This is a genomic window from Sodalis sp. RH19, assembly GCF_047324215.1.
GTDB lineage: Bacteria > Pseudomonadota > Gammaproteobacteria > Enterobacterales > Enterobacteriaceae > Acerihabitans.
In genome coordinates, this window is the sequence record NZ_CP178734.1 from 2,442,892 (window position 1) to 2,468,942 (window position 26,051).

The 26,051-nt window shown below is 61.9% G+C and carries 16 protein-coding genes; 6 read left to right on the forward strand and 10 right to left on the reverse strand.

Translation table 11 applies throughout. The annotated features are described in order from the left end of the window. The first annotated feature begins 208 nt into the window (after positions 1-208). Positions 209-859: an HAD-IA family hydrolase gene (locus ACL2XF_RS11035; RefSeq protein WP_413728594.1), complete on the forward strand. Its 651-nt coding sequence runs from the start codon at positions 209-211 to the stop codon at positions 857-859. A gap of 123 nt (positions 860-982) precedes the next feature. Here the strand turns inward: ACL2XF_RS11035 and ACL2XF_RS11040 are convergent, their stop codons facing one another. Continuing rightward, a complete protein-coding gene (locus ACL2XF_RS11040; RefSeq protein ID WP_413728595.1) occupies positions 983-5,737 on the reverse strand; it encodes an ATP-dependent helicase in 4,755 nt (1,584 codons plus the stop codon). A gap of 467 nt (positions 5,738-6,204) precedes the next feature. Here ACL2XF_RS11040 and ACL2XF_RS11045 point away from each other — a divergent pair, with 467 nt between their 5' ends. The 3 genes from ACL2XF_RS11045 (at position 6,205) to araC (ending at position 10,567) form a co-directional block, all read left to right on the forward strand. After that, positions 6,205-8,241 (forward strand): beta-galactosidase, encoded by a 2,037-nt coding sequence (locus ACL2XF_RS11045; protein ID WP_410015569.1) that lies wholly within the window; start codon positions 6,205-6,207, stop codon positions 8,239-8,241. Next, positions 8,241-9,614, forward strand: coding sequence for an MFS transporter (locus ACL2XF_RS11050; protein WP_410015570.1), 1,374 nt, complete (start codon positions 8,241-8,243; stop codon positions 9,612-9,614). The genes ACL2XF_RS11045 and ACL2XF_RS11050 overlap by 1 nt, the downstream gene beginning before the upstream one ends. A gap of 83 nt (positions 9,615-9,697) precedes the next feature. Next, the gene (araC, locus tag ACL2XF_RS11055; protein ID WP_413728803.1) at positions 9,698-10,567 is read left to right on the forward strand and encodes an arabinose operon transcriptional regulator AraC; all 870 of its coding nucleotides are present in this window, start codon (positions 9,698-9,700) and stop codon (positions 10,565-10,567) included. 146 nt (positions 10,568-10,713) lie between these two features. Here the strand turns inward: araC and ACL2XF_RS11060 are convergent, their stop codons facing one another. The 4 genes from ACL2XF_RS11060 to ACL2XF_RS11075 form a co-directional block, all read right to left on the reverse strand. Next, the gene (locus ACL2XF_RS11060; protein WP_413728804.1) at positions 10,714-12,096 is read right to left on the reverse strand and encodes an MFS transporter; all 1,383 of its coding nucleotides are present in this window, start codon (positions 12,094-12,096) and stop codon (positions 10,714-10,716) included. Between the two features lie 147 nt (positions 12,097-12,243). Further along, positions 12,244-13,125 carry an aldose 1-epimerase gene (locus tag ACL2XF_RS11065; RefSeq protein WP_410015571.1) on the reverse strand — a complete coding sequence of 294 codons (882 nt, stop codon included), beginning with the start codon at positions 13,123-13,125 and terminating at the stop codon, positions 12,244-12,246. Continuing rightward, positions 13,103-14,533, reverse strand: a complete 1,431-nt coding sequence (locus ACL2XF_RS11070; protein WP_413728596.1) for a sugar porter family MFS transporter — start codon at positions 14,531-14,533, stop codon at positions 13,103-13,105. Before ACL2XF_RS11070 ends, ACL2XF_RS11065 begins: the two co-directional genes overlap by 23 nt. Positions 14,534-14,543: 10 nt before the next feature. Then, positions 14,544-17,861 carry a DUF5107 domain-containing protein gene (locus ACL2XF_RS11075; protein WP_413728597.1) on the reverse strand — a complete coding sequence of 1,106 codons (3,318 nt, stop codon included), beginning with the start codon at positions 17,859-17,861 and terminating at the stop codon, positions 14,544-14,546. Between the two features lie 112 nt (positions 17,862-17,973). Here ACL2XF_RS11075 and ACL2XF_RS11080 point away from each other — a divergent pair, with 112 nt between their 5' ends. Then, positions 17,974-19,206: an ROK family transcriptional regulator gene (locus ACL2XF_RS11080; protein WP_413728598.1), complete on the forward strand. Its 1,233-nt coding sequence runs from the start codon at positions 17,974-17,976 to the stop codon at positions 19,204-19,206. A 38-nt stretch (positions 19,207-19,244) separates the two neighbouring features. Here ACL2XF_RS11080 and ACL2XF_RS11085 read toward each other — a convergent pair whose 3' ends face one another. Further along, positions 19,245-21,500: a heavy metal translocating P-type ATPase gene (locus ACL2XF_RS11085; RefSeq protein WP_413728599.1), complete on the reverse strand. Its 2,256-nt coding sequence runs from the start codon at positions 21,498-21,500 to the stop codon at positions 19,245-19,247. 85 nt (positions 21,501-21,585) lie between these two features. Between ACL2XF_RS11085 and cadR the strand changes: the two genes are divergently transcribed. Then, on the forward strand, positions 21,586-22,017 hold the full coding sequence (gene cadR / locus ACL2XF_RS11090) for a Cd(II)/Pb(II)-responsive transcriptional regulator (protein WP_413728600.1): 432 nt from the start codon (positions 21,586-21,588) through the stop codon (positions 22,015-22,017). 179 nt (positions 22,018-22,196) lie between these two features. Here the strand turns inward: cadR and ACL2XF_RS11095 are convergent, their stop codons facing one another. From ACL2XF_RS11095 to ACL2XF_RS11110, 4 genes are all read right to left on the reverse strand, one after another. Further along, positions 22,197-23,438 (reverse strand): pyridoxal phosphate-dependent aminotransferase, encoded by a 1,242-nt coding sequence (locus ACL2XF_RS11095; RefSeq protein ID WP_413728601.1) that lies wholly within the window; start codon positions 23,436-23,438, stop codon positions 22,197-22,199. A gap of 114 nt (positions 23,439-23,552) precedes the next feature. Next, on the reverse strand, positions 23,553-24,527 hold the full coding sequence (locus ACL2XF_RS11100; protein WP_410015578.1) for an arginase family protein: 975 nt from the start codon (positions 24,525-24,527) through the stop codon (positions 23,553-23,555). 4 nt (positions 24,528-24,531) lie between these two features. Continuing rightward, the gene (locus ACL2XF_RS11105; protein WP_410015579.1) at positions 24,532-25,332 is read right to left on the reverse strand and encodes an amino acid ABC transporter ATP-binding protein; all 801 of its coding nucleotides are present in this window, start codon (positions 25,330-25,332) and stop codon (positions 24,532-24,534) included. After that, positions 25,329-26,051, reverse strand: a complete 723-nt coding sequence (locus ACL2XF_RS11110; protein ID WP_410015580.1) for an amino acid ABC transporter permease — start codon at positions 26,049-26,051, stop codon at positions 25,329-25,331. The genes ACL2XF_RS11105 and ACL2XF_RS11110 overlap by 4 nt, the downstream gene beginning before the upstream one ends.

The window sequence follows — 26,051 nt, forward strand, 5'->3', positions numbered from 1 at the left end:
CTTCACCGATTGACCGCCTGCGCGCGCCATTTAACGGGCCCGGGGGGGAATGAGGTAAAAGACGGCCGCCTGATATTGCGGCGCTGGCATGTCGGCTATTGCGGCCGTTGATCTTGCCGAGACTGTCGTTGATACTGGCATACGCCCGGATTGTCCCGCCCGAAACAACGCACTAGGCGGGGCGCCGCAAACCTATCCCGGAGAGACTATGTACTCAGACCAGCGCTTTGCCGCTTTCCTGTTCGATATGGACGGCACCCTGCTCAACTCCATTGCCTCGGCCGAACGCGTCTGGTCGCGCTGGGCCGCGCGGCACGGGCTGGACGTGGCGACGTTTCTGCCCACCATCCACGGGGTGCGCAGTGTCGAAACCATTCGCCGCCTGAACCTGCCGGGCGTAGACCCCGAGGCCGAGGCCCGGGCAATCACCCAGGCGGAGATCGAGGATACCGACGGCATCGTCCCGATTGCCCATGCCCCGGATTTCCTGGCCGCGCTGCCACCGGACCGCTGGGCTATCGTTACATCCGCCCCGCGAGAACTGGCCTTGCGCCGCCTGCGGGCCGCCGGACTGAGGGTGCCTGCGCTGCTGATAAGCGCCGAAGACGTGGTCCGCGGCAAACCCGCGCCTGACTGCTACCTGATGGCCGCCGATCGGCTGGGGGTCGACGCCGGCCGGTGCCTGGTGTTCGAAGACGCGCCGGCCGGGATTGCCGCGGCTGAAGCGGCGGGGGCCAGGGTGGTGGTCATCACGGCGACGCACCGCCATCCGATGCGGGTTCGCCACCTTGCCCTGGCGGATTATGGCGAATACCGGGCAGCGGCGGATACCGGCGGGCTGATACTGGCGCGGCGGTAAATCAGGGCGGCGGCATGGCAAGGCCAGGTCGGGTGCGGTAAGCCTTGCCAACCCTTCCTGCGGAACCTGGGCTGGGGTGCCACAGGCGCTATACCGCGCCGTGGCCCTCCCCGCGCGCCCGGTTCACCCATACCAGGCATATCCCTTGGGCACGCGCGAGAATCCGGCCGCGGACAAAGCGTCCGCGACCGGGCTGCCATGCGCCGGCCGGCCGTCGACATCCTCAAGCGTAAACACGCGGCGTTTCTCGCGCTGCAGCGCGGCGGCCAGCGCGCGCAAACCACCGGCCCGCCATCCGATGTCGTCGTTATCGATAAAGGTTAACAGCTGGCGGCCGCTTTGCGCCAGATAGTATGCCAGCCTGCCGTTGCAGATCACCACTATGGCGCCGACGCGCCGGGCCGGACGCAGGTCTGCCGGGTTGGACGGCCAGGGCAACAGCCAGCCGAAGGGATTGGCCGGATCGCTGGCCGACAGCGCCACCGGTTCGCCGGACGCCGCATCCGTTTGCGCCAATTCACGCAGGCGTTCAATACAGTCCTTATCGGCAAACTGCGCGGCGCCCAGGCCGGTGATAAAGCGCCCACGCAGCACGCGGCCCGCCTCTTCCATCCGCCGCAGCACCGGCATCAGCGCGGGAAAGCCTCCCGGCACCTGCTCGGCCATCGCCACCCCGCGGCTTACCACGCCATAGCGGTCGAACAGATTCTCGACCTGGGTCAGCATCCTGAGGGTCGGGCTGGCCGCCTCGCCGGCCAGCAATGACCAGCGGCCGGCCAGGACCGCATCGCCGAACCGGGCGTTCCGCGCCGATACCGGTTTGGCCGGCGCCCACACCGGTACCCAGCCCGCCACCTGGCGCCGGTGCCGGGGGACGCGGGCCGGGCGCGAACGGGTGGGCGGGCGTATCCCCGTCAGCGCGCGCAGCGGCGACCAGGTGTCGCTGGTGAGGCGGCCTTGCCAGACGAGATCCCAAACGGTTTCCGCCATTTCAGCGGGCGCTATTTCCGCCCCGGCCTCCTGGCCGGGCCCGGCCGCCAGGCGCGCCTGGACGAGCGGCGCCAGCTGACGGACAAAATAGGCGCCGCCATCGGCCAGCACGGCGAGAATGGACTGTTGCAGCGCGGAGGCGGTTGACGCGCCGGCCTCATCATTCACCCGCGGCAGCGTTGCGCCGGCGTTTTCGCGCAGATGCAGGGAGACCAGTCCATCGTCGTCGCCAAGCGCGCCATGGCCGGCCCAAACCACCTCGCCGGCGGCAATCAGCTCATCCAGCATCGACGGATGATAGTCATGGACCCTGGCGGGCAAAATCTGGCGTTCCCACAGTGAAGCCGGCAACGCGACCCCCGCCAGTTGCTCGATGACCCGGGCGACGCCCTCGACGCCTTCAAATGCGCCGAGCGCGGCGGACGGGTCGGGATCCGACGCCGGCGCGGCGGCGTCGGTCAGTACGCCCTGGCGCTCCAGCACCAGCCGCACCACGGCCTCGCGCGGCACCGGCCGGGTCGCCTCGCGCGCCGCCTGCAAAGAGCGCGCCCGCAAACGGCGGAATACCTCATCCCACACCCACCGGCGCTGCTGGCCGCCGTCGGCGGGCGCGCCGGTGTCGGTGTCCGGTCCGGGCCCGCCCGCGACGTTGCAGGGTAACACCCTGCCCTGATCGCGCAGGCGCTCCAGTTGCTCATTCACAATGGCCACGCCCAGCCCAAAGTGCGCCGCCGCCTGCGCTGGGGTAAAAGGCGCGTGCGTGCGCGCATAGCGGCTGAGCAACTCGCGCAGGGGATCGCCGGCCGCCTGCAAAAACGCGGCCGGAATGCCCGGCGGTAAAGCTATCCCCAGCGCATCGCGCAGGCGGGCGGCATCTTCTATGCCGGCCCAGCGCGCCTCGCCCGCGATGCGTACGGGAATAATCCGCGCCGCCGCCGCCAGCTGCGCCAGATAATCGCCGGCACCGTCGCCATCGGCCAGGCGCGCGGCGATTTCCGGGCGCGACAGGGGACCGAGCTCGCGCAACAGGTCGGCCACCCCTTCAGCGCCCTTTGCGCGCCGAGCGGCGGCGGTGCGCTGCAATTCCTGACCGACCCGTTCCACCACCCGGGGGTCGAGCAGCTCGCCAAGCTCCACCTGACCCAGCAGTTCGCCGAGCAGGCCGCTGTCCAGCGACAGTACGGACGCCCGTCGTTCCGCCAGCGGCGCATCGCCCTGGTACATAAACTCAATGACATAGCCGAACAGCAGATTAGCCGCAAACGGCGAGGGGATCTCGGTGGTAACCTCCCGCATGCGCACCGCGCCGTCATTGATGCGCTGCATCAGCGCCTGCAATGCCCCCAGATCATATACGTCCTGCAAACATTCCCTGGCGGTCTCGATGATCAGCGGAAAATCGTCATGCTCCCGGGCAATTTCCAGCAGCTGACCGGCGCGCAAGCGCTGCTGCCACAACGGCGAGCGTTTGCCGGGGCGCCGACGCGGCAGCAGCAAGGCGCGCGCCGCGCATTCGCGAAAGCGGGCGATAAACAGCGCCGACTGTCCCACCGCATCGGTGACGATTTGCGGCAGCGTGTGGGGATCGAACACAAACAGTTCCGCGCCGGGAAGTCGGCCGACGCTGTCCGGTATGCGGACAATAATACCGTCGTCGCTGGCGACGACGGCGGGATCGACTTTTAAACGCTGGTGGACGCGCGCGGCGATGGCCAGCGCCCAGGGGCCGTGCACGCGCTGGCCATAAGGCGAGTGCAGCATGACCCGCCAGTCGCCGCTCTCGTCGCGGCAGCGCTCAATCACCAGCGTTTGATCGGTGGGCAGCACCTCGGTGGCCTCGCGTTGCTCCGCCACCAGTTCGACCAGATTAGTGATGGCGTTATCATCCAGACCCGCGGCCTTAAGCCGCGCCGCCAGCGGGTGGTCCTGCGCCAACGGGCCGCGGATGCCCGCCGTCGCCGCCTCCGCCTCGCGCAGGAAGACGCCGATGGCCTCCCCCAGTTCGGCCGGCCGGCCGGCATTGTCGCCGTGCCAAAACGGCAGGCGGGCGGAGCGGCCCGGCGCCGGGACCACCACCACCTGATCGTGGGTAATCTGCTGGATGCGCCAGGAGGTGGCGCCCAGGGTTATCACATCGTTGACCCGCGACTCGTAGACCATCTCCTCGTCAAGCTCGCCGACCCGACGCGCGCCGCTTTTTTCCTCGCCTTGCGGCAAGACGACGCTGAACATGCCGCGATCGGGAATGGTGCCGCCGCTGATCACCGCCAATTGCTGCGCCCCCGGGCGGGCGGTAAGCAAACCGCTCGCCCGATCCCAGACCAGCCGCGGTCGAAACTCGCCGAACGCCTCCGACGGATAGCGGCCGGCCAGCATATCCAGGGTGGCGTCGAAGGCGCTGCGCGGCAGGGCGCGAAACGGATCCGCGCGCCGCACCCGCAGGAACCACTCCTCGATATTCAGCGGTTCCATGGCCACCGCGGCCACGGTCTGCTGCGCCAGCACATCGAGCGGGTTACGCGGCGGCGCCACGGATTCCAGCCGTCCGGCCAGCATGCGCTCCACCGTCACGGCGGCATCGATCACATCACGTCGGGTTCGCGGATAAACCACCCCGGAAGAAATGCCGCCCACCTGATGGCCGGCGCGCCCCACCCGCTGCAGCGCGCTGGCGACCGTTGGCGGCACGCCGACCTGGATAACCTGATCCACCAGTCCCATGTCGATACCGAGTTCCAGGCTGGAGGTGGCGACCACGCAGCGCAGCTCGCCGGATTTAAGCGCCATTTCAATTTCCGCCCGCTGCTCTTTCGACACCGAGCCATGATGGGACCGGGCGACGGTCGGCGGTTCGCCGGCGGCGCGCTTGCCGGTGCCGCCCGAATTTGAGAGGTAATGCGCGGCCGTCTCCTGCTGCAATGGCGAGGCGGCGGCGCGCTCGGCATAGCGTTCATTGAGCCTGGCCGTCAGTTTCTCGGCCAGGCCGCGGGAATTGGTAAAGACAATGGTGGAACGGCAGGCGAGGATTTGCTCGAGGATGCTGGCTTCCACATGCGGCCAGATCGACCCCGCGCGCCCGGTAGCCCGCATCTCCGGCGCGGCGTCGTCGCGCGCCGGTATCGCGGTCATATCCTCCACCGGCACCACGATGCGCATCGCAAGGGGCCGCCTGGACTGCGGGTTAACCACCGTCACCGGCAGCGCGCCGCCCAGGAAACGGGCCACGCGTTCCACCGGGCGCACCGTCGCCGACAGGCCGATACGCTGCGCCGGCGCGGGCAGCAAAGCATCCAGGCGCTCCAGGCTCAGCGCCAGATGCGAACCGCGTTTGCCGCCGGCCACCGCGTGGATCTCGTCGATAATCACCGTGGTCACGCCGCGCAAGGTCTCGCGCGCCCTGGAGGTGAGCATCAGATACAGCGACTCGGGCGTGGTGATCAGGATATCCGGCGGCCGTCTTTGCAGGCCGGCGCGTTCAGCGGCGGGCGTGTCGCCGGTGCGCATACCCACCGTCAGCGTCACCTCGGGATCGCCGCGCCGCCGGCGCCTGGCGCTGACGCCATCCAACGGCACGCTCAGGTTGCGCCGCACATCGGCGCCCAGCGCCTTAATGGGCGAAATGTAAACCACCCGGGTGGCGGTCTGGCGCGCGCGGCCGGGGTCGCGTTCGCGCTCCCGGAACAATCCATCGATGGCGTGCAGAAAGGCCGCCAGCGTCTTGCCCGAACCGGTGGGAGCGATGACCAGCGTGCTGTCGCCGGCGCCAATCGCCGTCCAGGCCGCCTGCTGCGCGGGCGTGGCCGCGTCGAAGGTGGCCGCGAACCAGTCCCGGGTGGCGGGCTGGAACCGGCTTAGGGGATCGGGCGCTGTCTCTCCTGACGTCAGCATCGCGTGCCAGCGCCTGACGGCGCAGTAATGAAACCATGGCGGGGATAAAGAGTTAAAGACATGGCAAGACGTTCCTTTTAAGCTCCGTAAAGCCAACCACCACCGCCTTCCCGCCCCCGGGGCGGGCAAGTAGAGGCGGGACTTGGCAGGCAACAAATAAAAGCTTAGCACCTTGCCGCCGGCGCCATGTCTTTTTACAGTGATATCGTTGATAACCTTCTACAAAAATCTTAAGCCAAAACCCCCGCTATTTTTGTAGTCAAGAGTGAAAAGCCAGCCGACCCGGCACGGACTGGGCATGACCAGGCGCGCGCGGCGGCCGCGTGGCCGGCATTGGCGTTTTGTGACGCGGATCATAACAAATTCCCGGCAGCAGTTTTCTCTATGTCTGCGGCAGCTAATTTAATTTTTATCAGCAGCAATTGGGATATGTTAGCCCTAGCAATCACCGCCACTAAGGGATATTAATGGATAAATTTTTATATGGCGTCGCTTATTATCGTGAATATATGCCAGAAGAAAGACTTGATGATGATATCAAGATGATGAAAGACGCTGGAATAAATTATGTACGTATAGCGGAAAGCACCTGGAGTACTTACGAAAAACAGGATGGTATATTTGATTTTTCATCTGTACTGACAGTAATGGATAAAATGCATAAAAACGGCATTGCCGTTATAATAGGAACACCCACTTACGCCATCCCGGCATGGCTGGTAAAAAAACATCCTTCAGTAATGGCCACGACGCCTCATGGCATCAATAAATACGGGCCTCGACAAAAAATGGATATTACCAGCCCTATTTATTTGCGATATGCGGAAAGAATTATTCGCAAGCTGATGGCGGCGACAGCACATCATCCCGCCGTGATTGGCTTTCAAATTGATAATGAAACAAAATATTACGAAACATCCGGCAGCCATGTGCAGCAAGATTTCGTTAAATATCTGAAATCAATTTTTAATAACGATCTTGATCGGTTAAACAAAGCGTTCGGTCTTGATTACTGGAGCAACCGCGTCGATGCCTGGGAGGATTTCCCTTCCGTGGAGGGCACCATCAATGCCAGCCTGGGAGCGGAATTTCAAAAGTTCCAGCGCGGGCTGGTTACGGATTTTCTCCACTGGCAGGCAGGTATTGTCGGAGAATATAAATCAGACGCGCAGTTTATTACCCATAATTTCGATTTTGACTGGCGCACATATTCTTTTGGCATCCGAAGTGAAGTGGACCATTTTGCGGCGGCCGCTACGCTGACTATTACCGGCATTGATGTTTATCATCCCAGCCAGGATCGCCTGACCGGGGCGGAAATCGCCTTTGCCGGCGATATTGCCCGTACCACAAAGGACGATAATTACCTGGTGCTGGAAACGCAGGCGCAGGCCTTCAAGGAATGGACGCCTTATCCGGGCCAGTTGCGGTTGCAAGCCTTTAGCCATATCGCCTCCGGGGCCAGGCTGGTGGGCTACTGGCACTGGCACTCCATTCACAATTCCTATGAAACCTATTGGAAAGGGTTGCTTAGCCACGATCTGCGGCCCAACCCGGTTTATCATGAAGCGCAACGTATCGGGCGAGAGCTGGCGCAATTGTCGCCGGCGCTTGTGGGCCTGAAAAAAACCAATCGCGTGGCGTTGCTGGTCAGTAATGATAGCCTGACGGCTATTGACTGGCATCCTTACCGGGGTCATCAGTTTGGCCGACCCACGGAGCATCAGTATAATGATGTGTTCCGCGCATATTATGACGCTTTATACCGTCTTAATATCGAAGTGGATATTCTCAGCGCCGACGATGCGCGCATCGACCGCTACGATTTACTGGTGGCCCCGCTACTCTACGCGGCATCGGACGCCGTGCTGACCCGCCTGAACCAATATGTCGCCGCGGGCGGCCACATGATCTACTCCTTTAAATCCGGCTTTGCCAACGAGCATCTGAAGGTCAGGACCCTACCCCAACCCGGCATTATTTCTGAGGCCTGCGGCGTGACCTATCAGCTGTTTGCCGCGCCGGAAAGCGTGTCTCTCAGCTCCGATGTGCTGCAATTAAACGCCGCAGACGCCAGGATAGAGGACTGGATGGAGCTGTTGGAAGCCGACACCCCAAGCGTTGAAGTGATCGCACGCTACCAGCATCAGTACTGGGGTAAATATGCGGCAATTACCCGCAACCGATACGGCAAAGGTTCCGCCGTGTATATCGGCTGTCCGCTTTCGCCGGCCGCGTTGGAACAACTGTACGCTTATGTGCTGGGCGATCTTCCGCTGGCGGCGGAACTGTCCGGACATCGCTTCCCGGTGATCCGCAAACGCGCCGAGACGCGCCGGGGTGAAACGGTGCTGTTCTATCTGAACTATTCACATCAACCGCAGCAATTTTCCGTGCCGTGCCGCCGGGGAACAACGTTGTTGAATAATAATGCGGTAAAAAAAGGCGACATTATAAATCTCAATGACTGGGACGTTGCCATTATTTTGGTGGAGGAGGAGTAATGCGCGAAAGAATTCAAAACGAGGACCTAGGGAAAATCAGGTTTTCCGAACGGCTGGCTTTTGGAATCGGCGATTATGGCACCAATCTGACGTATACCATGATGGTGACCTTTCTGGCGTATTTTTATACTGATGTTGTCGGCGTTTCCGCGGTAGTGGTGGGTTCGCTGATGTTTTTCGCCCGTGCTCTTGACGGCGTAATATGTATATTTATCGGTATTCGTATTGATAAAACCAACACCCGCTACGGCAAAGCCCGCCCCTGGTTGTTATGGACCGCGGTGCCCTTCGGCCTGTCGGCGTTCCTGATGTCGACCGTGCCGGATATTAGCTACGGCGCCAAGGTGGCTTACGTTTGCGTTACCTACCTATTGGCCAACATCTTTTTTACCGCCAATAACATCGCCTATGGATCCATGCTGGCGCTGATCACCCGCGACGCTTATGAACGCGGCATCCTCAGCGTATTCCGCAAAGGGCTTTCCACCTGCGGTTCACTGACCGTCGGCGTCTGTACCCTGCCGTTAGTGGCTTTCTTTGGCAATTCGGCCACGTCATGGATCATCGTATTCGGCATTTACGGTTTTTTTACCGCGCTGTTTTTGCTGATAACCGGTATGGGCACCCGGGAAAGGATACGGCCGGTGCGCCAGGACAATACCCGCCATATTACCGCGGGACAGGTAGTGCGCTCGATGCGCGCCAACCGTTACTGGATCATGATTTTCTGTTACCTGCTGGTTACCTTTACCAGCCTGACGGCGCTGACGACCGTGAGCGTTTATTATTCCAAATATATTCTGCAGGATGTTACGCTTATATCCTATATCAGCATGGCGCAATACATCCCAGGATTGCTTACCTTGCTGGTAATCCCCATGCTGATGAAGCACCTGGGCAAGCGCAAACTGGCCATGCTGGGACTGGTGATATGCTGCGTCGCCTATCTGATCCCGTTATTAAATAAGCAGGATTCGCTGTTTATTATCATCTCCACCGCGGTGCGCAGCGTGGGCTTTTGCGGTATCGGCGCCACCATGTTCGCCTTTCTGGCGGATACGATTGATTATGGTGAATGGACCACCAAACTGCGCCTGGAAGGGATCCTGTTCAGCGCCGGCACCCTAGGCCAGACCCTCGGCATGGGGCTTGGCACCGCCAGCGTCGGCTGGGTACTCGGCGCCGTCGGTTTCGTCAGCGGGGGCGCCGCCGTCCAACCGCAAAGCGTGGTGTATACCATCGAGTTTATGTTTATTTTCTTCCCGCTTATCCTGGCGGCAATTAATTTACTGATTTTGTATTTTTATAAATTGGATGCTATCTATGACCATCTGGCGGTGGATTTATCGGCAGGGCGCTATCGCCCTGATTGATACCGGGCGCAAAAACAGATAAACAGATATTGTAGCTATTATCATAATGCAATGGACAGACAGGATATCGGGGATTACCCATGGTGAAGATGAATGATGCCGATATGGTAAATTTTTCGCCGCTGATGAAAAGTTTTACCTTCAATGCCTATATGGTATCGGGGTTTACGCCAATTTCACCCGGCAGCAAGCTGGACTTTTTCATAAACCGGCCCAACGGCATGAAAGGATATATGCTTCATCTGACGCAGAAGGGCGAAGGATTGATCCATACCCCTTCCGAGCCTTTTATCTGTCGCCAGGATGATATGCTGCTGTTCCCCCCCGGCATTCCTCATCACTACGGCCGGGCCGAGGGCAGCAACGCCTGGGACCATCTGTGGATTTACTTTATCCCCCGCCCCTACTGGATCGACTGGCTGCATTGGGATGCAACCGGGGACGGCATCGGCAGATTGCGGCTGGATGGCAATGTCGAGGACATGACCTTGCTGTTTAAGGAGGTCATCCACCACAACGCGGCCAACGAATCGCTGGCGGACGCGTTGGCGATGAATGCCCTGGAACGCATTATCCTGATGTGCTTCGAGCGGCAGCCCATAAGCAATCGTCATAATCTCGACCCCCGGGTGAAGTCGCTCTGCCAGTACGTTAATGAACATATTGACGAAGAAATCCGCATCGATCATCTGGCGCGCATGACATTTTTATCGCCGTCGCGCCTGGCGCATCTGTTCAAGCGCGAAATGGGACAAACCATCTTTGCCTGGCGGGAAAAGCAGCGCGTTTCCCGCGCCTGCGATTTATTGCAGAAGTCCCATCTGTCCATTGCGCAGATTTCGCTGGCGGTGGGTTATGACGACCCGCTCTATTTTTCCCGCATATTTCGCCATCATCTGGCCGTCAGTCCACGCGATTATCGCAAAAAGTTCGAGAAGATGCCCAGTATATGACATCGCCCACCAGATTATCGGCTATCTGGGACGCGGCCACGCCGGCGCCCAAGGCACATATCATTTCTGAAAAAGCGTCCGCTGGGCGAAGATCCGCAGCGACACCCGCGGATTGATTGTATAGCCCGTGACGAGGCGGCATCAGATCAGATATCTTCCAGATCAAGACCACGCGTTTTCGGGCCGAACACCGCAATCACGCCCATCACAATCAGCATGCTGACCACGATAAACGCGATGACGCCCTGCACGCCCGCATGCTGCAGCAACAGGCCGATAATGATGCTGCTGAACACCGTCGACAGCCGGCTGAAGGAATAACAAAACCCCACGGCGCGGGCGCGGATAAAGGTGGGAAACACCTCCGACTGATAGGAATGGTAGCTGTAGGTCAGCCAGGCGTTGGACCAGGTGACAAAAAAACCGCATATGATAAGCAGCAGCGGATTATTCTGCACCGCGAACAGCGCGCCGAAAATAACGGTCACCAGGCAGGATAAAACGATTTGCCATTTATTTTCCATTTTATCAGCGTAAAGGCTGCATAACAGGGAACCCAGCGGATACGCCAGGGTGATAAAAAAGGCGTACAGCAGACTGTGGGTAATGGTGGCGCCCCGGCCCGCCAGCAGCGCCGGCAGCCAATTGCCGAAACCGAAAAAGCCGATGGCCTGGAAAAAATTCATCACCGACAGCATCAGGGTCCGGCCGCGATAGGGCGCGGACCAGATGTCCCGGAAGGTGCCGGCTTTCGCCGTCGCCGGCGCCTGGTCGCGCCGGGGGAAATCAACGGCGGCGGTAATGCCGCAGCGTCTTTCCATCTCCAGCATCACCTCGCGCGCCTCGCGGTAGCGCCGCTGCTGCACCAGCCAGCGCGGCGATTCCGGCAATTTCTTGCGCACCAGCCAGATGACCAGCGACGCCACGGCCCCGGCGATGACCACATAACGCCAGCCGGTCAAGCCGAAAATAGTCTGCGGCACCAGCCACCAGGACATCAGCGCCACCGCGGGCACCGACAGGAACTGGATGAAAAACGAAAAGGCGAACGCCTTGGTGCGCAGACCCGCCGGGGTCCATTCCGCCAGATAGGTGTCGATGGTCACCAGTTCGATGCCCAACCCCACGCCCACCATAAAACGCAGGAAAATAATCCACTCCGCCTGATGCTGAAAAGCCAGGCATAACGAAAACAGGCCGTACCAGGCCAGGGCGAACATAAAGGTCAGCCGGCGGCCATACCTGTCGGCATACGGACTGAGCAGGCTGGCGCCGATAAACAAGCCGAGGAAGGTGGCCGAGGCGAACGCCGCCTGATCGGAGACGCCGAACACCCCCTGCGCGCCGGTATGGAAAATGCCTTCCGCCACCAGTCCGCCGCTGATATAGCCGGTCTGGAACAAATCATACAGCTCAAAAAAACCGCCCAGGGCCAGCAGTATGATAAACCGCCACAGGCCGGCGGTTGCCGGCAAGGCGTCGATGCGAACCGATAAATCTTCTTCATAAATGGTTAATGGGGCCGCCATCTCGGCATTTGAAACGTACGCGTCACTCATCGTTAACCCTGCCATAACAAACATAAGCTTGCATGTTAATGGCTTTTTACTGCGGGAAACAACTCCCTTTAGCAAGATAGTGTATCGCCGCTGCCCGGATTGCCTTCGTGACGCCGGTTAGCCCGGGGAGGACCGCCGCCGCGCCGTCGTCCCGGCCCAGCCGATGCGCATGGCAAGCCGCAGGGTCCCGCCCGGCGCCAGCACCGCCAGTCCCGGCATGCCGGGCTGGTTATGGGCGTTCACCGGATGGGTTTGAGGTTCCAGGCAGATAAAATCGCTGTTTTGCGGCTGATAGACCATCAGGATATCCGTCGCGCTGTCCAGGGTAACGGTGGCGCCGCTGCCGGCATCATGCAATACCGCCCTGCCGGTCCAGCCGGAAAAGGCATTATTCATCCAGCCCGCCCCCGGCAAGCGGGGCGTGGCGAAATCCCAGCCGCTGGGCACCTCTTCCCGCCAGTCCGCCGGCAGGTGATGGGCGCGCTCCGGCCAGTAGCCCCGCGCCTGAAACCACAGCGTCATGGCCGGGGTTTTGCAAAAAAACGGATGAAACCCCAGCCCGAAAGGAAACGGCTGGGCATCGGTATTGGTGATGCTCAGGGTGGCCAGCAGGGCATGGTCCCGCAGTTGATAGCTCAGCTGCGCACGGTAACGGCAGATGTCCGTCAGCGTGCGGGAGAGGGAAAACGCCACCGCGTCGGGCGCAGAGTCCGCCACCGTCCAGGCCGACAGCCAGCCGTCGCCATGTAAAAAAAACCGTTCGTCCCAGGGCGAGCGGGGAAAGGTGATCGTCCGCCCCCGCCAGTTGAACGCATTGCCCTCCACCCGGTTCGCCAGCGGCAGCATCGGGAATAAGGCGCACTCCCCCGGCGGCGCCAGGGGATCCCGTGCCGGGCGCAGGATCGCGATCCCGCTGCGGGTGGCCAGGCTTAATACCGCGCCGCCCTGCGCCCGGCACCGCAAGACGAGCGCCTCGTTACTTAGCGTGATGCTGTTCATAATCCAGCTCCGCCTGGTCGCCGAAGCGTTGTTCCAGCGCCTCCAGCGTGACGCCTTTGGTTTCCGGCACCTTGCGCCAGATAAAGGTAAAACCCGCCAGGCAGATAACGCCGTAGAGCAGGAAACTGCCCGACGCGCCCAGCGCGGCGTTTAACAGCGGGAAGGTGTAGGTCAACAGGAAACAGGCCACCCACAGGGAAAAGGTGCCGACCGCCATCGCCATGCCCCGTACCCGGTTGGGGAAGATTTCCGACAGCAGCACCCAGGTGACCGGCGCCAGGGTCAACGCGTAAATGGCGATGGCCACCAATACCAGCAACAGTACCGGCAGGCCCAGGATGCCCATGGCGTAGGCGGCGGCGATTAAACCGTAGATAATGGTCAGCCCCAGCGACCCCAGCAGCATCAGCTTGCGGCGGCCCAGCTTATCCACCAGCGGCAGGGCGATAAGGGTGAAAATCAGGTTGATAAGGCCGGTGGCGACAATGGATTTGAGCGTATCGTTGATATCGAATCCGGCGGAGGCGAAAATTTCCTGCGCATAATTGAAGATCACATTAATGCCGCACCATTGCTGGAATACCGCCAACACGATGCCGATGATCATCACCGGCCTTACCCGGCGGGAGAACAACTGCGGCAACCGTACCCGGCGGGTATCGTCCCCGGCCATGGACTGGCGGATCTCCGCCAGCATGGTGCGGGCGTATTGGGCGTTGCCGATTTTGGCCAGCACCTTTTCCGCCTGGTCGAAACGGCCCACTTTCACCAGCCAGCGCGGCGACTCCGGCACCATAAACAGCAGCAGCAAAAACGCCACCGCCGGCACCGCGCCGGAGCCGAACATCCAGCGCCAGCCCATCTGGCCGTTCCAGGACTGGGCGATGTCGGCCATGCCGGCATGCGCCGCCACCGGTTCGGCGATCATCAGATTCACCAACTGGGCGGCCAGCACCCCGATAACGATGGTCAACTGATTCACCGCGACAAAAATACCGCGTTTTTCCGCCGGGCTGACTTCGGCGATATACATCGGCGATAATGCCGACGCCAGGCCGATGCCGAGCCCGCCGATAATGCGAAACGCCACGAATAAAGAGAAATTATGCGCCATCGCCGCGCCCCAGGCCGACAGGGTAAACATCACCGCCGCCAGCAGCAGGGGCAGCTTGCGGCCAAAGCGCTCGGACAAGGTGCCGGAGGCGATGGCGCCCGCCACACAGCCCGCCAGGGCGGAACTCATCGCCCAGCCGGACTGGGCCGGATTGGTAATACCAAAATAGGCTTCATAGAACGGCTTGGCGCCGCCTATCACCACCCAGTCATAACCGAACAGCAGACCGCCGCAGGCGGCCACCAGGCAGATAGCCCAGACGTAGGATAAATTCAACGGACTTGTGCTTTTCATGAGACCACCCCTATTGGTTTTGTTGTGAGCAGTCCTGCAATTCGCCGGTCAGCGTAGGGGCCAACACCGCGAATAACTGCGCCTTATCATGGTTGGGATTACAGGCGAGCAAGGCGTCGAGCTGCTGTTGCCAGCGCAGGGTATCGCCGAGCCCGAGGGCTGCCAGGGCGCCGACAAACAGGCAGTGCTGACGGTGGTTTTGTGCCGGGTCATTGTCCAGCACCACTAAATCGGGCAGGGATACCGCAAAGAAGTCCGTCGCCGCCGGCCGGTCGAGGGCGGCGTCGGACCAGTGCCGCAGGGCGGTAAAGAGGTCGTGCGCCTCCCGGACGCGGCCCAGGCGCGCCAGCGCCGCGCCCTGGTAGAACACATAATCCACCGGCTGATCGTTGTAATAACGGCTTTCATTGACCTCGCCGTTGCCCCGTGCCGCCCGTTGAAAATGCGCCCGCGCCTGTACGTCGTCCCCCAGGCGCTGCGCGCAAATGCCCAGCCAGAAGTAAATATCGTTGTCGGTTTGCCCCACCAGCCGCCCTTCCCCCAGGTTCGGCGGATAGCGCAGCGCCGCCTGCAGGCTTAACGACGCGGTATGCGGCTTACCCGCCGCAAGCGCGCCATGGGCCTGGCGAAGCTGCGCGATCAGGTATTGGGCGGTCACTTTACCCTCGCCGCCTTCCCAGGGGTGGAAGACATGGGACAACAGCACCGACAGCGCTTTTTCCACTTGCCCGAGCTGATTATATAAACTCAGCAGCTCGGCAATCAGGTCGTCGCGCCTGAGGACCACAGGCATATGCGCCGTCAGTTTGGCCAGGCGTTCCGCCGGTTTGACCCCGCATAACCTGCGCAGGCAATCCCCTTCAAACAGCAGGCGCGCGTCGGTGGGGGCCAGGGTGAACGCCTGTTCCAGATGGCGGGCGGCCAGCCGGCGATCCTGTTGCTTATTGAAATAGAAAACCCCCAGGTCGCGCCAGACGCCGGCAAAAGCGGGCTGCAGCGCAAGACTGCGCCGCCAGCAGTCCACCGCCCGCGGGTAGTTGCGTTTGCTGTAATGGAAGCACCCCAGCAGATACTGGGCGAAATAGCACTCAGGCAGTTGTTCCAGCATCGCCACTTCCGCCAGTTGGTTGGGGAACCGCACCAAGCGGCCGAAGTTATCCCGCGCCTGCTGCAGTAACGCCAGGTATTGCTCTGGCGAAAGCGTCCCTTTTGCCAGGACGGCGCGTAAATACAGCGGCAGGGTTTCCCGGCTGTCGAGCAGCGTCAGGATGGCGAGGGCCTCGTCACGCAGGCCGAACGACAGCAGGGTAGTGGCGATGCCCAGGGCGTTAACGCCCCGATCGCCGGTGACCCGGCGCAGCTCGGCAAGCGATGCTTCCTGGTTATCAAACAGATAACGCAGGGCAAACAGCACATAATGCAGGGGATAGACCTGCAGTTGCCGTTCAATATACGCCAGGCTTTCAGCCAGCTGGCCGGTGCGTTGCAGCAGGACGGCCCTCAGCGCCAGCAGCGGATAATTGGCGCCGTTGCTCAGCAGGCTCTGGTCGGCAAAGGCTAACGCGTCCCGCCACTGCCGGCGGCGGGCGGCGATGCGCGCCAAACCGAAAAAGCCCCCTTCCTTGCCGTTGCCGCTCCAGGTCGCGCGATAAAAATCTTCATAGGCGCGATCCCATTGCCGCAGGCGTTCCCAGGCGCAGGCGCGTATCAGGCTGGCGCCGCCGTCCTGCGGATTTTTATTCAGGCGATGGCTACGGGCTAAAGCGGCATCGGCATAGGCGATCGCCTGCTCATAGCCGGCACGGTTATACTCTTTTATCGCCAGCGCCAGGTTGCAACGGTAGTCGCCGGCGTCCAGGGCCAGCCCTCGCCGGTAATACTCGTCCGCGCCCTGTCCGGCATGGTTATATTGTTCCAAGTGCTGGCCGATAAACCAGGCTTCGTCGGCGCTGTCGATATCGGCGGGCGGGCGCGGAGGCTGGGCCGGGGCCGGCAAAGGCGCGTCCGTGGGCTGGTGCTCAAGGTAGCTGAGGACCACGTTATTCTGCGTATCCCTGAGTTCGATGGACAACCGGCCGGAAAAATCGCCCGCTAATTCTTCCTGTAACGCCTGGGTGGGGGTCAGGTCCACCGTGATATCCAGTAGCGGCGCCGGCAGGCGCTGGTCGCGGATAACCAAACGATACCCATGCAGTATCGCCACCGCGTAGAGCCCCCATATCAATCCCGCCGCGGTTCTTTCCAGTTTCAGGGCGGCGGTGGTATTGGCGTTTTGCAGCGTGCCCAGGGTATTGTAAGGGAGGAAATTCTGCACAAAGCGCTTTTCTTCCCCGGCATCCAGCCAGCTGAAATCCGGCTGGTTATCGGTAAATACCCCGGTCATCAATTCAATATAAGGGCCATTGGCGTCGGTCAGGTTAGCGTCCCAGGCGCGGCCGAACTCGCCGTTGCCCCAGGTCCACTGTTTTTTCCCGGGCGACACATGATGATCGGCAATATGCAGTAAGCCGCCCTGCTCATCATGGCTGTAAGCGCCGACAAAATCGTAGTCCGACTTATAGGCCATATACGAGGTGGGCACCGGGATATTCTTATAACGGGAAATATCCACCCCGGCGGAATAATCGACTTTATAGTAGGTGCCGGTGGCGATGGGAAACGTGGATACATCGCGTTTGCCGTGATCAAATACCGCGGTGACATCGGGCGGAAAGATGCTTTGGTGATCGTCGCCGCCTTTTACCGCCGGATTCGCCCACCATAAAAAATGACGGGGCGTATCGTTGCCGTTGAAGATCCTGGCCGAAATTTCGATTAACGCCCGATCCGGATACAGGGTAAACCCGGTCATGACCTGCAGGCCGCGCATAGGCTCCAGCTCGCCCAGCCAGACCGTGCAGGCGCCGTCCTCGTGCTGTTGCAGCCGGTAATCCACCGGCATATAGGTGGTCGGCCGGTGATGCTGCGGCCAGTTGAATTCGATGCCGCCGGATATCCACGGCCCGAGCAGGCCCACCAGGGCGGGCTTAATCACCTCGTTGTGATAGACAAAATCGCGCTGTTTGATCTTGTCGTAGGCGCGCTGGATACGCCCGCCCAGTTCCGGCAACAGCATGACCCGCAGATAATCGTTTTCCAGCCACAGCGCCTGATACTCCCGCGGCGCTTTTTCCCCGGTCAGGGTATCCGTTACGCCGTAGGGATAGACCGCGCCGGACGATCCCTGGTACACCCGATGTTCCAGAAACATCGGATGCGTATCCTGCCCACCGGTCAGGTAAGTGGGAATCGACACGCTTTCCCGCCACATCTTCACTGTACCTGTCATAGCCGCCTCAATTAAAGTTTTGATTAAACAAATCAGAGGAGGCAGTATAAAGGACAGTTTGTGGTCAATATTCGTCAAGCGGTCACGCAATACAGTTAAGTGAGTTGAGTGAATGAACCTCTGCGGCATGAACAGCCATATGATGCGCGGTCATAATAAAGCAGTAATAATCAGCCACTTATACCGCGAAAAAATCGCCAGCAAGTCTACGCTGGCACGATTAAGTCAATTGAGCATCCAGGCGGTGAGCAATATTCTGGATGAATTGCTTGCGGAGGGTTATTTGTGCCGTTCAGCACGCAATTTGCACAAGCGCGGCAACAACAGCGGCAGCTTCCAAATCGCCACCCGGGGCAATATCCTGTGCCTGAATATCTCGCCTTTTTTGATTGAAAGCGTCCTGGTGGATGGTCTGGTCCAGCCGCTGCAGCCCCTGCGGCAGCAGCCGGCGCGGATTGCCACGCCCGGGCAATTGGCGCAGGAAATCGAGCGGCAGTACCATGGATATCGCCAGCATGATCCACAGACGCCGCTGCGCATTGCGCTGTCCATCCACGGCCAGGTCAATCCGCGCACCGGCGTGTCGGAAAGAATGCCCCAGGCGTTGTGGCACGAGCCCGTTGAACTGCGTTATCTGCTGGAAGAGAAACTGGCTACCCGGTTGTTGATGGACAATGATTGCGTGATGCTGGCGCTGGCGGAGAAATGGCAGAACCGGGCTAACGCCGGTGATTTTTGCGTTATCAACGTCGATTACGGCATCGGCTCATCCTTCGTTATCGATCGTGACATCTATCGCGGTACGCTGTTCGGCAGCGGCCAAATCGGCCACACCATTATCGATCCCGACGGGGCGGCCTGCTCGTGCGGGCGCTACGGTTGCCTGGAGACCATCGCCTCGCTCTCTTCCCTGAAGAAAAAGGTCAGGATGCAGTTAAAAATGACCCCGGACAACGACCTGGAAAACCAGCAGATCACCACCGCCTGGCTGCTGAGTGAATTCCACGCCGGCAACCCGTCGGTGCGCCTGCTGGTGCAGAACGCGGCGCGGGCGATCGGGCTGAGCCTGTATAATTTCCTCAATATCCTGAATATCAACCGTATTTATCTCTACGGCCGCAGTTGTCAATTCGGCGCCGACTGGCTGGCGATCATCCATGAGCAAACCCGCTATAATCCCTTCGATCACGCCGAGACCGCCATAGACAACGCGACACAGATTCTGGTGGGCGGATTGAGCCGGCAACAGCAGGTGATGGGCATCGGTTTTCTCTATGCCGAGGACATCCTGAAAAACGGACTGTTCGATCGCGCCGCGCCGGAGGTCCAGGCGCGGCAGGAGTGACCGCGCTGCGCCCGAACGGCGGAAAACGGCCGCCGGCGCTACTGGCGCGTCAGGCGCAGTCCGTTCGCCACCACCAGCAGGCTGGCCCCCATATCGGCGAACACCGCCATCCACATGGTGGCCATGCCCAGCATGGCCAGGATCAGGAAGGCGGCCTTGATGCCCAGGGCCAGCGTAATATTCTGCACCAGCACCCGGCTCGTGGTGCGCGACAGGCGCACGAAGCGCACTATTTTATTCAGGTCGTCATCCATCAGCGCCACATCGGCGGTTTCAATGGCGGTATCCGTGCCCGCCGCCCCCATGGCAAAACCGATATCGGCCCTGGCCAGGGCGGGGGCATCGTTGATGCCGTCGCCCACCATGCCGACCTTGCCCTGGCGCGCGTACTCCTCCACCGCGCGCAGCTTGTCCTCCGGCAGTTGATCGCCCAGAGCCTCGTCGATGCCGACCTGGCTGGCGATGGCGCGGGCGGTATGGGCGTTATCGCCGGTCAGCATCACGGTTTTGATGCCCAGAGCCTGCAGCGCCTTGATGGCGGCGCGGCTGCTTTCCTTTACGGTATCCGCCACCGCGAACAACACCAGTACCCGTTCGCAGTCGCTGAGCATGATAACGGTCTTGCCCTGCGCCTCAAGCGCGCCAAGCCGCGCCTCCAGCTCGGGCGTACACACCCCCAGTTCATGAATCAACCGATGGTTGCCAAGCTGGTACTGTACGCCGTCCACCGTGCCGCGCACGCCGCGTCCCGGCAGCGCGCCGAAATCGGCGACGTCCGGCGGCGGCGCGTCATTGCCCCGGTCCGCCGTCGCCACGGCGCGGGAGACCGGGTGATCGGAGCGGGAGGCGATGGCGACGGCGACAAGCACCGGGTCCCGCCCCTCCCCTTGCGCCAGCGGCACGGTATCGGTCAGCGCCGGTTTGCCATGGGTAATGGTGCCCGTCTTGTCCAGCGCCAGCCAGGCGAGCTTGTGGCCTTCCTCAAGATAGACGCCGCCCTTGATCAGAATACCGTGGCGGGCGGCCGCGCCCAGGCCGCTGACGATGGTCACCGGCGTCGAGATCACCAGGGCGCACGGGCAGGCGATAACCAGCATCACCAGCGCCCGGTAGGCCCATTCGTACCACCCGCCGCCGAACAACAGCGGCGCCCCCAGGGCGATGGCCAGGGCGAGGACAAACACCGCCGGCGTATAGATCCGCGCGAACCGGTCGATAAAGCGCGCGGTGGGCGCGCGCGCGCCCTGCGCTTCCTCGACCGCATGGATAATGCGCGCCAGGGTGGATTGGGTGGCGGCGGCCGTCACCCGGAACTCAAACGCGCCCGATCCGTTAATCGTGCCGGCGAACACCGTATCGCCGGCGGTTTTTTCCACCGGCAGGCTCTCACCGGTGATGGGCGCCTGATCCACGCTTGAGGCGCCGTCCGTGATCACGCCGTCGAGAGCGATGCGCTCGCCGGGTTTTACCCGCACGATCCGGCCCGGCGCAATATCCCCGGCGGCCACGTCGGCCCAGCCGCCGTCCGGCAGCCGCACCGTCGCCAGTTCAGGGCTGAGCTGCACCAGTCCGCGGATGGCGTTGCGCGCCCGGTCCAGGGATTTGGCCTCGATAAGCTCGGCCAGGGTAAACAGCACCATCACCATGGCCGCTTCCGGCCATTGGCCAATCAACATCGCCCCCGTGACGGCGATACTCATCAGCGTATTGATATTCAGATTGCCGTGGCGCAGCGCAATCCAGCCTTTCCGGTAAGTTTCCAGGCCGCAGACGGCAATGGCCGCCAGCGCCAATACCGCCCCCGCCCATTGGGGCCATCCCGCCCAGTGGCACGCTTCCGCGCCCAGCGCCGCCGCGCCCGCCAGCGCCAGCGGCCACCAGGGTTTAGCCGCCGGCGTCTCCGGCGGCCGAGCGTCCACCACCGGGCTGCTGTCCATGCCCAGCGCGCGGATCGCCGCCTCGACGGCGGGCAGGGCGCCTTCGCTATGAGCGACGGTCAGCACCTGCCGCATCAGGTTGAACTCCATGCCCTGCACGCCGGGCATACCGCCCAGCGCCTTGCGGATCATGCCCTCTTCCGTCGGGCAATCCATCTGGGCGATATACAGGCGGCTGATCAGGCTGCCGGCGGGAAAGCCGGCCGCGCCCGGACTGGCCGCACTGGCGGTGGCGGAGTGCGCCGCATCCGTCCGGCAGCAGGGCTGAGGCGGGTTATCCTGGCCTAATGGCCCTGAAACACGGGCGCGACAGCAGTCGCGGGGAGTGGTGATGGGGGTCATGCGCTGAAAAGCCATGTTGTGCTCCTGTTAGCATCCGTTATGGCGTATTGCACACCCTGAAGCTACTATAGAGTCAAGCCATATAATAAAGGAGCCCGTGATGAAAATCGGTGAAGTCGCGTTAACGGCGCATTGCACGGTGGAAACCGTGCGTTTTTATGAAAAACAGGGTTTGCTGCCCGCGCCCCTGCGCACCGCGACCAATTACCGCAGCTATACGCCGCAGCACGTGGAGCGCCTGCGGTTTATCCGCCACTGCCGCGTGCTGGATATGACCCACGGGGAAATTCGCCAGTTGCTGGATCTGGTTGAAAAGCCCGATGCCGGGTGCGGCGCGGTCAACCATCTGCTTGAGGAGCATATCGCCCACGTGGAGGCGCGCATCGCAGAGCTTACCCAGCTTAAGGGGCAGCTTACCGACCTGCGCCGGCGCTGCCAGCGGGAACAGCGGGTGGATGGCTGCGGCATTGTGCAAGGCATTGCGGCAATGGACACCGGGCCGGCGCCGGAGCGGCATACGCATTTGGGCTGAATGTCCGATCTCGGCGGATGAACGGGGTAACCCGCCGCCCAGCGCTAATTATCTTAGACGCCTGACGCCGTCGGCAGGACGAGGACATTGCCGGGGCCGGCATCGGCCGCTTTACCCCTCGCGGTTGGCGACATGAGGGGCAAACCCTGGCTCCGCCGGGAGGCAGGATGCCGCGCCACTCAGCGTGGTTGCTTTGCCAAGCCCGTGGCCAGGAACGCGCGCAGCCTTGCCACCCCCTGTGCGAGCCTGTCCTGCGAACTGGCGAAACACCAGCGGATACAGCCCTCGCCCGCCGGGCCGAACGCACTGCCCGGCGCCAACCCCAGCCCGGCGTCGGCCACCAGCGCCTTGCACAGCGCCAGGCTGTCCCGCAGCCCCGCCACACGGAAAAAAAGATACATGGCGCCCTGGGGCAAGGGCGTTTCTATCTGCGCAAAGGCGCTCAGTTCGCGGTGGAGAAAATCCCGCGAGGCCTGGAATCGGGACAGGGTGTCGCGCAGCGCCGCCTCCCCCTGGCTGACCGCCGCCAAGCCCGCCTTTTGCACGAATGCCGGCGCGCAGCTGCTGTTATATTCGATTAATTTACCCATATCCTCTATCAGCGTATCGGGCACCACCATCCATCCCAACCGCCAGCCGGTCATCATCCAACTTTTGGAAAAGCTGTTAATCACGATCAGTCGATCCCGCGCATCGGCAATATCAAGAAACGACGGCGCACAGCGGTTTGCGGGCATGTCAAACACTATGCGGCCGTAGACCTCGTCGGAGACAATCCAGATACCATGCCGGCGGCAATGCGCCAGCACCATCGCCTGCTGCGCCGCCGACATTACCCAGCCGCTGGGATTATTCGGCGAGTTAATCACCAGCGCCCGCGTGCCCGGCGTCAGGGCGGCAAGCAGCGTCTCCATATCCAGGTGCCAGCGGGAGACGTTTTGCGGTTCACGCAGCAGCCGCAGCGGCACTTCCGCCACCCGCGCGTCGAGAATTTTCGGAATTTCAACCAGGTTCGGCCACACCGGCGTCACCACCACCACCCGGTCGCCGGGACGGTAAAGCGCCTGCGCCGTCAGCATCAGCGCCGACACGCCGGAATTGGTCACGGCAATGCGGTTTTCGTCCACCGGCCGGTGCCAGGACGACAGATAACGCGCCAGCGCCTCGCGCAGCGCCGGCTCGCCCAGGTTGGGGGTATAAAACGTCTCCCCCGCCGCCAGCGACGCCTGCGCGGCGGCGCAGATAAACTCCGGCGTGCTGCGATCCGGTTCGCCAAACCAGAACGGCAGGATATCCTCGCGGCCAATAGCGGCGTTGGCCACCTCGCGGATGGCGGAAAAACGCAGATCGCGCACGCCGGACCGCATCAGCGGCGCATCATCGGGGCCGGGCGGCAGCGCGCCATCGTCTGACAGTGACATGTCTTCGCCTTGTAAAAGATGAACGGCCGTGACCGTCGTCACGGGATTGCCCCAGATTAACAACGTTCGGCTGAAAAAGGGAGGCCGGCGCGCTGATATCCCGCCGGCAATATATTATTCCGCCGCGCCTTCCCGCGCGCGCCGTGACTCGCGCCAGCGCGGCTGGTCGCAGATATTGCCAAGGAACTCGATTACCACGTGCGCGCCCAGGTAAGACGTCACGCCGGAGCCGACATCCAGCAGCGGGTTGACCTCGACAAAATCAAAACCCACCACCTGATAGCGTTCGGCTATCGTCTTCAGGCTGTCGCGCAATTCGGCGTAGGTCATGCCGTCCGGCTCCGCCGAGACGCAGCCCGGCACCAGCGACATATCCAGCACATCCACGTCGATGCTGACATACACCCTGGCGTTTTCCGGCAGCAGCGCGCCGATACCCTGCGGCCCGATGCGCCGGAACTCGCCCATCGGAATCACCCGGTTTCCCCCCTCAATCACCTGCTCAACGATTTCCGCGCTGTGGCGCAGGCTGCGGATGCCAATCTGCGTCAGGCTGCTGGCCTTGGCGCGCTCCACCACATGGCGGAAAGCGTGGCCGTTGGTGTATTGCATATCCTGCTCCAGCGTGCCGTAATCCGTATGGGCATCAAAATGCAGTACGTGGATATCGCCGTCAAACGCACGGAACACCGGGTAGGTAATCGAATGGTCACCGCCCAGGATCACCGGCAGCGCGCCGCCGTCCAGGATGTGCTTAACCGCGTCGGTGATAAGCTCAAAGGTTTTTTCAACATTGGTGGGATGGATATCCACATCGCCGGCGTCCACGATCAGCCCGCCGCGGACCTCCTCGCCGAGGAATTCCCGCTTTTCCTCCGGGGAATAATAACCGCGATGCTCGCTGCAAAAACGCAGCGAGTGCTCGCGTAGGGAGCGCGGCGCCATACGGGTGCCGGGCATAAAGGGCGAGCCCTCGTCGAAGGGAATGCCCAATATGGCGATGGCCGCGTCCAGTTGGGTGATATCAGGCGCAATCCTGGCGCGTAAAAACGAAGGAATGCCGACAAACGGCCGGTTGACTCGGGACATGATGTTACTCCTGGGTAGAGGGATTATCGCGCCCCGACGCATAGGTCAGGGTCAGAAACTGCCGCAGGCGGGGATCGCGCGGGGAACCGACCAGCTGTGACACCGGCCCTTCCTCGACAATGCCGCCCTCGCACATAAACGCGAGGCGTCCGGCAACGTTCACCGCAAAACGGATATCGTGGGTGACAATCAGCATGGCCATGCCGCCCTGCGCCAGCGAGCGCAGCAGCGTCTGCACCTCGCCCACCAGCTCCGGGTCAAGCGCCGAGGTGGGCTCGTCGAACAGCATCACCGCCGGGTCCATCACCAGCGCCCGGGCAATCGCGGCGCGCTGCTTCTGCCCGCCGGAGAGCTGCCAGGGATAGCGGTCGGCTACCTGGGACAGCGCAAACTGCGCCATTTGCCGTTCCGCGCGCGCGTGGGCTTGTTCACCGCCGCGGCCCAATACCACCCGTTGCGGCGTGACGATGTTTTCGCGTACGGTGAGGTGCGGCCACAAATTGAACTGCTGGAATACCATCCCCAGCCGGGGGCGCAACATATCGATCTGGCGCCGGGACTGGTGGCGGATGATTTCCCCTTCCCGCCGCCGGCCGAAAGGGGCGCCGTTGATCTCGATAAAACCTTCATCCGGCGTTTCCAGCCAGGTCACGCAGCGCAGCAGCGTGCTTTTGCCACAGCCGCTGGGGCCAATCAGCGCCACAATTTCACCCGGGGCAATATCCAGATACACCTGATTAACGGCGCAGACCTGGCGAAAGCGTTTGCTGACAGCGGTGACGCGCAGAGCGGGCGGATTATTCATGGCATGTTCCGCCAGTCAAGGGAGAGGTAACGCCGGGCAATAGCACTGCGCTGTATAGCATGGCGGCTGGGTTGGCCGCCGCCCAGCTCCACGCGGCGGGCAATCTCGGCGACAAGCGCGGCGATAAGCCAGTACAGGGCGGTAATGGCGATAAACACCTCGAACGGCGCGAAGGTGGCGCCCTGCACCACCAGGCCTTGATAGGTGAGTTCCGGCACGGTGATGGAACTGAGCACCGCCGACTCCTTCATCATGGTCAGCGTCATATTGGTGGTGGGCGGCACCACCGCGCGCAGGACCTGCGGCGCGATAATATGGCGCATGGCCTGCGCAGGCGACATGCCTATCGCCCGGGCGGACTCAAACTGGCCGCGCGGCAGCGCTTGGATGCCGGCGCGCAGGATCTCGCCGTAGTAGGCGCTGGCATAGAGCGCCAGCGCCAGGGTACCCACCACCTCGGCCGGCAGACGCAGGCCGGTATAGGGCAACCCGTAATACACCACGAACAGAAAAATAATAAACGGCGCGCTGCGCAGGCAGGCGATATAGAGACCGATCGGCGCGGCCACCACCCGCAGCGGCACCAGGCCGAGTAGCGCCACCGCCATGCCCAGCAGGTAGCCGATGGCAAAGGCTATCAGCGTGATTTTCAGTGTCAGGCCGGCGCCCTGCAATAATAGCGGCCAGTAGGGGTAAAGCACGGTGAAATCAATATGCAT